This window comes from Bacteroides caecigallinarum (assembly GCF_016902295.1).
Taxonomy (GTDB): Bacteria; Bacteroidota; Bacteroidia; order Bacteroidales; family Bacteroidaceae; genus Phocaeicola; species Phocaeicola caecigallinarum_A.
In genome coordinates, this window is record NZ_JACJLQ010000030.1 from 33,897 (window position 1) to 42,122 (window position 8,226).

The 8,226-nt window shown below is 42.9% G+C and carries 6 protein-coding genes and 2 tRNA genes; 3 read left to right on the plus strand and 5 right to left on the minus strand.

Going from position 1 to position 8,226, the window contains the following annotated elements:
- Positions 1-63 precede the first annotated feature (63 nt).
- From gcvP to H6A27_RS10640, 4 genes are all read right to left on the minus strand, one after another.
- The gene (gene gcvP, locus H6A27_RS10625) at positions 64-2,913 is read right to left on the minus strand and encodes an aminomethyl-transferring glycine dehydrogenase (protein ID WP_204508666.1); all 2,850 of its coding nucleotides are present in this window, start codon (positions 2,911-2,913) and stop codon (positions 64-66) included.
- Positions 2,914-3,065: 152 nt separating this feature from the next.
- Positions 3,066-3,704, minus strand: coding sequence for an MBL fold metallo-hydrolase (locus H6A27_RS10630; protein WP_204404002.1), 639 nt, complete (start codon positions 3,702-3,704; stop codon positions 3,066-3,068).
- Positions 3,705-3,706: 2 nt separating this feature from the next.
- On the minus strand, positions 3,707-4,333 hold the full coding sequence (rsmG, locus tag H6A27_RS10635) for a 16S rRNA (guanine(527)-N(7))-methyltransferase RsmG (protein ID WP_204508667.1): 627 nt from the start codon (positions 4,331-4,333) through the stop codon (positions 3,707-3,709).
- A gap of 36 nt (positions 4,334-4,369) precedes the next feature.
- Positions 4,370-5,224, minus strand: a complete 855-nt coding sequence (locus tag H6A27_RS10640; protein ID WP_204508668.1) for a DUF3298 and DUF4163 domain-containing protein — start codon at positions 5,222-5,224, stop codon at positions 4,370-4,372.
- Between the two features lie 174 nt (positions 5,225-5,398).
- Between H6A27_RS10640 and lipB the strand changes: the two genes are divergently transcribed.
- The 3 genes from lipB to H6A27_RS10655 all read left to right on the plus strand — a co-directional run bounded on the left by lipB (position 5,399) and on the right by H6A27_RS10655 (position 6,383).
- Positions 5,399-6,070 carry a lipoyl(octanoyl) transferase LipB gene (gene lipB / locus H6A27_RS10645; protein WP_204508669.1) on the plus strand — a complete coding sequence of 224 codons (672 nt, stop codon included), beginning with the start codon at positions 5,399-5,401 and terminating at the stop codon, positions 6,068-6,070.
- A 132-nt stretch (positions 6,071-6,202) separates the two neighbouring features.
- Positions 6,203-6,275, plus strand: a tRNA-Lys gene (locus H6A27_RS10650).
- Positions 6,276-6,310: 35 nt separating this feature from the next.
- A tRNA-Lys gene (locus tag H6A27_RS10655) sits at positions 6,311-6,383 on the plus strand.
- Positions 6,384-6,543: 160 nt separating this feature from the next.
- Here the strand turns inward: H6A27_RS10655 and ric are convergent.
- A complete protein-coding gene (gene ric, locus H6A27_RS10660; protein ID WP_204508670.1) occupies positions 6,544-7,260 on the minus strand; it encodes an iron-sulfur cluster repair di-iron protein in 717 nt (238 codons plus the stop codon).
- Positions 7,261-8,226 lie beyond the last annotated feature (966 nt).

Here is an 8,226-nt window from a genome sequence, read left to right on the forward strand (position 1 = left end):
TTAAACAAAAAATGGCGAGAGTACAATCCCGCCATTTTTCATTATTAATTATTCATTATTAATTCATTCAAACGACCCATACCGTGTTGGTAACAGCTTGCGGTCGCCCAGTGTATTGTCTATTCTTGCCACATTTATCCAGAACTTGTTCTGTCTTACGCTTTCAAGCGGATATACAGCCTTGGCACGTGTGTAAGGATGGTTCCATTCGCCTTCCACCACCTCATATTCAGGATGAGGTGCGTTCTTCAGAACATTGTCGTCGGCAGGAGCGGTTCCGCTCTTCACTTCCTCAATCTCATTCCAGATACTCAGCATAGTATCTACGAAGTTGTCAAGCTCTGCAAGGCTTTCACTCTCCGTTGGCTCAATCATCAGAGTGCCGTGAACAGGGAATGAAAGGGTAGGAGCATGATAGCCGTAGTCCATCAGACGCTTGGAGATATCGTTCTCGTCGATACCGCTTTCCTCATGCAGTCTTCTGCAGTCAAGAATCATTTCGTGTCCCACAAATCCGTTTGTACCTCTATATACTATTCCGTATGTGTCGTTCAGACATGCAGCCAGATAGTTGGCATTAAGTATGGCAGCCTTAGTCGCGTTCTCCAGACCTTCGGCACCCATCATGCAGATATATGCGTATGTGATAGGCAGGATTCCCGCACTGCCGTAAGGAGCAGACGAAACCTCGTTCAGAGCATTATCAGTTGAAGCATGTCCCGGGAGGAAAGGAACAAGATGAGATTTCACGCATACAGGACCAACACCCGGACCGCCACCACCGTGAGGGCTGGCAAATGTCTTGTGCAGATTCAGGTGACATACGTCCGCACCGATAGTCCCCGGATTGGTAAGTCCCACCTGAGCATTCATGTTCGCACCGTCCATATAGACCTGTGCACCGCAGTTATGTATGATATTGCAGATTTCAACTATGTCAGCCTCAAAGATTCCGTGAGTGGAAGGATAAGTAATCATCAGTGCTGCCAGACGATCCTTGTTTTCCTCGGCTTTGCGTTTAAGGTCTTCCACATCCACATTGCCATGCTCGTCGCACGCACAAGTCACAGTGGTAAATCCTGCCTGAATAGCCGATGCAGGATTAGTTCCGTGAGCCGATGCGGGAATAAGAATTATATCCCTGTCGCCTTGGCCGATGCTGTTCAGATAAGCCGCAATGACGCGCAGACCGGTATATTCGCCTGCAGCACCTGAGTTAGGTTGCAGAGTCACCCCGTCCATACCAGTGATAATAGCCAGCTGTTCCGACAGATTTGTTATCAGCTCCATGTAACCTTCAGCTTGGTCAGCCGGAGCCAGAGGATGCATGTTCATCCAACCCGCGTTGCTTAGAGGAAGCATCTCGGAAGCCGCGTTCAGTTTCATTGTACAGGAACCGAGTGAAATCATGGAATGAGCCAGAGAAATATCCTTACGTTCCAGACGCTTGATATACCTCATCATTTCAGTCTCAGTGTGATACTTGCAGAACACCTCGTGAGTAAGATACCCACTCTGGCGTTTCATATCCTTCTTGATAACCGAGCCTTCAGGAATTTCAGCTGTTTCTGTGAAAGGTTTTTCTGCGGCAATGGTAAAAATACTTAACAGAAGATTAGCTTCTGCCACAGAAGTAGTCTCGTTTACACTCAGTCCCACATCACCATTGTCAAAATATCTCAGATTGACACCTTTGCCGGCAGATATAGTCTTTATTTCGTCAGTCTTTACATGATCAGGCATTTGCAGTCTCAGAGTGTCAAAATATACTGCATTCTTCTGTACATAACCCAGTTTCGAGAGCTGTTTAGCCAGCCATACAGTAGTGCTGTGTATTCCCGAAGCAATACTCTTTATGCCTTCCTGTCCGTGATAAACAGCATAAAATCCGGCCATTGTAGCCAAAAGAGCCTGGGCGGTACATATATTTGATGTAGCCTTCTCGCGCTTGATATGCTGTTCGCGTGTCTGCAATGCCATACGATAGCACAGATGTCCGTACTTGTCTTTCGACAGACCTATGATACGTCCCGGCATATTTCTCTTATATTCGTCCCTTGTGGCAAAATAAGCTGCCGACGGACCTCCGTAGAACATAGGAATACCCAGTCTCTGAGTACTTCCGAACACGATGTCGGCACCCCATTCACCCGGCGGAACCAGCAGGGCCAGCGACATGATATCCGCATCCACAGCCACCTTGCATTCAGCCTGATGAGCCTTTTCTGTGAACTCCCTGTAATCCTCCGCGCTACCGCTGTTGTTAGGATATTGCACTATGCAGCCGAACACGTCAGGAGTAAATTCGAAGTCCTTGTATGAGCCTGTCTTCACGTTCATACCCTGAGGAATAGCCCTTGTCATGATAACTGCAAGGTTCTGAGGGAAAATCTCCTCATCCACGAACAGGGTACATGCCCCTTCCTTCTGCTGCTTGCGGCTTCTAAGCGCGAACATCATAGTGGCAGCCTCGGCAGCGGCAGTAGCCTCGTCAAGCAAAGAGCAATTGGCAAGCGGCATAGCCGTAAGGTCGCACACTGCAGTCTGGAAGTTGATAAGAGCCTCAAGTCGTCCCTGAGAAATTTCAGCCTGATAAGGAGTGTATGAAGTGTACCACACAGGATTTTCGAATACATTTCTCTGTATCACGGCAGGAGTGGCAGTGTCATACCAGCCCTGACCGATATACGATTTGAATCTTGTGTTTTTCGCTGCCATGCGGTTTATATGGTTGGCAAACTCATATTCGCTCATGGCAGGTTTAAGTGGCAGTCTCTCTTTAAGTCTTATTTCAGACGGGATGGTCTTTTCTATAAGTTCATCCACAGACTTTACTCCGATTTTATTGAGCATAACAGGAATGTCCTGTTCCGAAATACCGATATGGCGGTCGGCAAATGAGAAACTTTTCATGGTTATATTAGTTTAAGTTTTTAAGTTTGTGAGTTTCTTAGATTATTAGGTTCAACTTGCTTACTGTTGGGCGTGAACTTTTGAGTTCTTTAGTTTATAGATGATAAACATAAACAAACTTAAAAACTAAAGAACTCAAAAACTGATCTGCTTTATCTGAAAAACGGATTGTTCATCTTTTCGTTTCCTATGGTAGTGGCATCACCGTGTCCGGTGTAAACCTTAGTCTGGTCGGGCAGGGGGAACAGCTTGTTGCTAATGCTGTTTATCAGCTGTTTGTAGTCGCCCTTGTCAAGGTCTGTCCTTCCTATACTGCCTCTGAACAATACATCACCACAGAACAGACAACTGTCTTTCTCGCAGTAATACACAAGACTTCCGGGCGAATGTCCTGGTGCGCTCAGAACCTTCAGCGAGGTATTGCCGAATATAACCTCATCGCCATCCGCGAGATATTTTCCTATGGCTGGTACTTCCTCGTTCAGCCCTAAACCGAACATCTTGCAGTAGTCCTTCACTTTCGGTATCAGAAACTCGTCGTCTGCCGATGCCTCAGGTTTCACTCCATATACCCTTGCCACAAAAGCGTTTCCGAACAAGTGGTCGAGGTGCAGGTGCGTGTTCAGCAGATGTTTTACCGTCAGTCCGTTGCGTTCTATATATTGTTTGAGCATTTCCTGCTCGTCGTCATAATAACATCCCGCATCAATAATTACAGCCTCGTTAGTCTCGTCCGATAGCACGTATGTATTGACAGGGAACATATTGAATTCAAAACACTTTACAGTCATATTCATTTATTTATAGTTACATAAACCACTTTTTTGGTTTCAAAGTACTCTTCCTTGAAATAATCTTTCAGGTCGTAAATCACAGTCTGGTGTTTTACAGGCATCACTTCGTTCTGAAGTTCTCCACCCTTCAGACAAATAAGTCCGTTTGGCAGAGCGTTGGCCTGCTCCTTCTTGATATTCTTTCTTATGATTTTCAGCAGGTCTGTAAGCGGCATTACCGCACGGCTTACCACGAAATCGAACATCTGTTTTTCCTCTTCGGCCCTGCAATGGCGTGTTGTGACATTCTGCAGTCCTATTGCGTTGGCTATTTCCGTAGCTACCTTGACCTTCTTGCCAATGCTGTCCACCAAATGGAATTTAGTATCCGGAAACATTATTGCCAAAGGTATTCCAGGGAAGCCGCCTCCAGTACCCAAGTCCATAATCTCGGTTCCAGGACGGAAATGAGTGACTTTTGCTATACCTAATGAGTGCAACACATGGTGTTCGTAGAGGTTTGTTATGTCTTTTCTGGAAATCACGTTTATCTTGCTGTTCCAGTCGGTATATAAATCGTATAAAGCCATGAATTGCTCTTTCTGTGTGTCAGTCAGTTCCGGAAAATATTTCAGTATAATCTCCATTTATTGAGTTAAAAATTAAGAATTAAAAATTAAGAACTATTCTCTGTTCAGCATCGTTTCAATCTCGGCGTAAGGCACGTCGATAATGAATTCGCCCATTGAATACGGAGCTATGTCATATCTGTTGTAGAGGAACGAAACCCTGTCCTCAAGCAGCAGGAAGTTTTCAGGGATATATAGATCCACATCCAGCAGCGCGCCGTTCTGTTTCAGTCCCTCAATAGAAGTGATAGTGTCGGTCTCCAGTCTCTGGTTCACCTCGTCAATCAGGTGTTTCAAAATCAGATCGATGATTTCTTTTTCCTTATCTTTTCTGAACACAACATCCTTGGTAAGCACCTTTCCCGATTTCGCCAGCAGGTTAGCCCATTTGATAGTAGTGTTGGGATGAGCGCCGCCCGTATCCATGAAAGTTGACACGGAGAAGTTCCAGATGCTGTCATTATTGAGCGACAGTTCCGAAGTAATCTCATATTGATAGTTATACCATGCCGGGATATCCTCCGGCTTCACTCCGTTGTGAATGTCGGCTTCGTAGAATTTTGTAAGCTTGTCTCTATAGTCCTTGGTATATTTGCCCACCACAGCAGGGATAGCTTCTTTCGGGTCCATCTTCCCGTATGTATCACCAAAAGCGATACTCTGGATTTTGGAATTTATGATGGCGGAAATGGAATCCTTTTCGTCTCCCGCTTCCAGATACATATAATCTATGGAAACCTTACATTTAGGCGATGCCTCTTCACCGGCTTTCAGGGCAACCAAAGTATCAGCCTGTATGCTTGATACCTTGGCCGGTTTCACAGACTGTGTCTGCTGGCAAGATTGCAGCGAGAAACATGCAATAGCCCCGCATGCCAAGGCAGTATTAAGAATCGTTCTTTTTTTCATAATCTGTTTTTGTGATAATTCTACTTAATACAAATATAAGTAAAGTTCTTGAAAGAGTTAAACGCGGGCTTACATTTTAATAGTTTTTTACTGTATATCCACCGTTCATTATGCCTTACATCTTGCAATATTAAGATAAAACCTGTATTTTTGTTTTAAACTAAACCGATAACCATGAAAATAGAAGACTGGAAACACATCCCTTATTCCGAAGCCTGGGAACGGCAGACGGAATTGTTCAATTCGATAATTAAAGCCCGCAGTGAGGGACAACCATACGAGAACCGTATAATATTCTGTACCCATCCGCACGTATATACAATAGGCAAACACGGCAAGCAGGAAAACATGCTGATAAGCGACGATATGCTTTCGCGCATAGGAGCCGAAGTGTTCCGCATCGACCGTGGAGGCGACATCACCTATCACGGTCCCGGTCAGCAGGTATGTTATCCCATTCTCTGTCTTGAGGATTTTAAACTGGGGCTGAAAGGCTATCTCCATCAGCTTGAAGAGGCTGTAATCCGTACCTGCTCGCATTACGGAATAGTGTCAGACAGGGTAGCGGGAGCAACCGGAGTATGGCTTGACACCGGTACACCACGCGAAAGGAAGATATGTGCGATGGGAGTCCGGAGCAGCCATTTTGTCACTATGCACGGTCTTGCTCTCAATGTAAATACCGACCTCAATTATTTCCGCCATATCAATCCGTGTGGCTTTATAGATAAGGGCGTCACCTCTATTTTCAAGGAAACTGGCTCCGAAATACCTATGGACGAGGTCAGAGATATACTAAAAGAAGAGTTGCTCCGTCTTTTTTCCGAGAGGGCGCAAACCGTCTGATAATGTGTGTCTTGAACAGCCTGTAAGCCCCCAGATAGTATTTAAAAGGATAAAAAGCGGATAAAATTGTCTTTAAAATGTTTTGTAAATTAAAATAAAAGTCATACATTTGCACCCGCAATCGAAAATGATGCACTCTTAGCTCAGTTGGTAGAGCAACTGACTCTTAATCAGTGGGTCCAAGGTTCGAATCCCTGAGGGTGTACTTCTTTCGGGAAATTTGACAATAATTTAGTGGATGCACTCTTAGCTCAGTTGGTAGAGCAACTGACTCTTAATCAGTGGGTCCAGGGTTCGAATCCCTGAGGGTGTACGTGCACTGACGGTTTTTTGGATTGGGGAATCCATTGGCCGGAAAAAACGAACAGAGAGTCCTTTAAATCGTGAAGATTTGAAGGGCTTTTTTATTTGTGTCTTCAAAAGAAATAAGGGATGCCGAAGCATCCCCTTTCAGAAAATTCAATCTTATAATATTAAAACATTCTTTCTTCCAGTTCCAGACTTTTCGGGAACATGATATTATTCTCGATATGGATATGTTCGAACAGCGCGTTTACGAACTTTTCCAACTCTGTCATCATCAGGCGGTAAGTGTTGCACCCGTCCTGCGGAACCTCAAAATTGTTGGTAATCTCCTTTATATGTAAATATCTGTTACCTTCATTCTCATGCTCCATATTCATAACCCTTATAGGATTTGCTATCGAGCCGCAGTGCATAGGCGCTATGCTGATATTCTTTTCCGACGCGTCGAAAAGTTCAAGCAGGTATGGGAACAGTACATTCTCTTCTTTCTGCAGATGGTTTTCCAGATCTTCAAGCGAAACGCTTACCAGTTCGTGCAGTTCGTTCAGTTCCGGATGTCTTTCTCCATGAGCATTTCTCACCTTTTCTATCAGTTCCAGAAGTACCGGACCATTATTTCTGATGCCGCGGTGATGTATCTTGAGCACATAGTCAATAAGCAGGTCGATAGGCCAGGAGGCAAACGGAATACCACCTTCCGAAACAGTGCTGTTGTCGTTTATAGCGCTGATAACAGTATCTACATCTATATTGGCATTCTTGCATGCTTCATCTAGGGCAACCTGACCATGACAGCAGAAATCTATTCCAAACTTGTAGAACACACTCGCCGTAGCAAATCTTTCGGCTACGATATCTCCAACATTTCTCTTTCTTAAATCCATATTGCTTAGTATTTAATTGTTTGCTGCAAAGGTAGGGTTAATAAACCGGGCAAACCGTAACATTTGTTACGTGGCGGCATAATAATGGTTAATTGATATTCTGCCGTATGTTAATTGTCATTTTGACAATTTGTAATTATTGGCTTCTGAGAATGGCTGTTTTGTGTATGATGGTTCGACTGAAACTGAAAAACGTATTTATACGGTTTTGTGAATTGATAAAATTGTATTTATTACGCTTGAAATTATATTATGTGTAAGAGGTTTTGGCGATTGTTGTGATAATAGTTTCTAAATAATATATTTCTATTGTTATTGTGATACTTTGTGTGTCTTCTTGTCTGTTGATGAAATAGAATAAAATTTCCTGTTTTGCAATGTCTTTTCAAATGTTTTGCAAGCCTCTTGAAAATGCTTTGACATTTAAACTAAGATGTCAGGACGTTTTAGTTTGAATTTCTTGTCGTTTTCTCTTGATTTTTTGGAAAAGTCAGTGTTAATTTATTTTGGGCGTTTAAGGATACTGCTGATTTTAGTTGATGATTTGTTAAGTATATGTATTCATGTGATTAACTTTTCTTTTCTGGATGATGATTGTTTTGATTTGTAAAGTAAGAGATGATCGTGGATTTGTGACAAAAAGTAAATTATAACTTAAAGATAAAGGAATGAGTTGTTCGGAATTCCCGGACAACTCAATTTTCATTTATGAAAAGAAGAATTTTCTGTTCTTACTATATTTAAATTACTGGATGTCTTTATTAAGGAATTTTTATTATCTTTGCAATAATAGTTTTTCATAATACACTTTGTAAAGATTTTTACATAGAAAGATATAGTGATGGAGATTATAGATAATTTAAGTTTCGCAAGTAGCTTTATTCCGTTTTCTTCTCTGGACATAGCTTTTTGATGATAGCAATTTTTTGGTTATCATTAGCAATCATCCGGATGATTTCTTCTTCA

Coding starts and splice junctions, on each gene's coding strand:
- rsmG (WP_204508667.1), bottom strand. CDS start 4,333: ATGGAGATTATACTGAAATATTTTCCGGAACTGACTGACACACAGAAA.
- H6A27_RS10640 (WP_204508668.1), bottom strand. CDS start 5,224: ATGAAAAAAAGAACGATTCTTAATACTGCCTTGGCATGCGGGGCTATT.
- gcvP (WP_204508666.1), bottom strand. CDS start 2,913: ATGAAAAGTTTCTCATTTGCCGACCGCCATATCGGTATTTCGGAACAG.
- lipB (WP_204508669.1), top strand. CDS start 5,399: ATGAAAATAGAAGACTGGAAACACATCCCTTATTCCGAAGCCTGGGAA.
- ric (WP_204508670.1), bottom strand. CDS start 7,260: ATGGATTTAAGAAAGAGAAATGTTGGAGATATCGTAGCCGAAAGATTT.
- H6A27_RS10630 (WP_204404002.1), bottom strand. CDS start 3,704: ATGACTGTAAAGTGTTTTGAATTCAATATGTTCCCTGTCAATACATAC.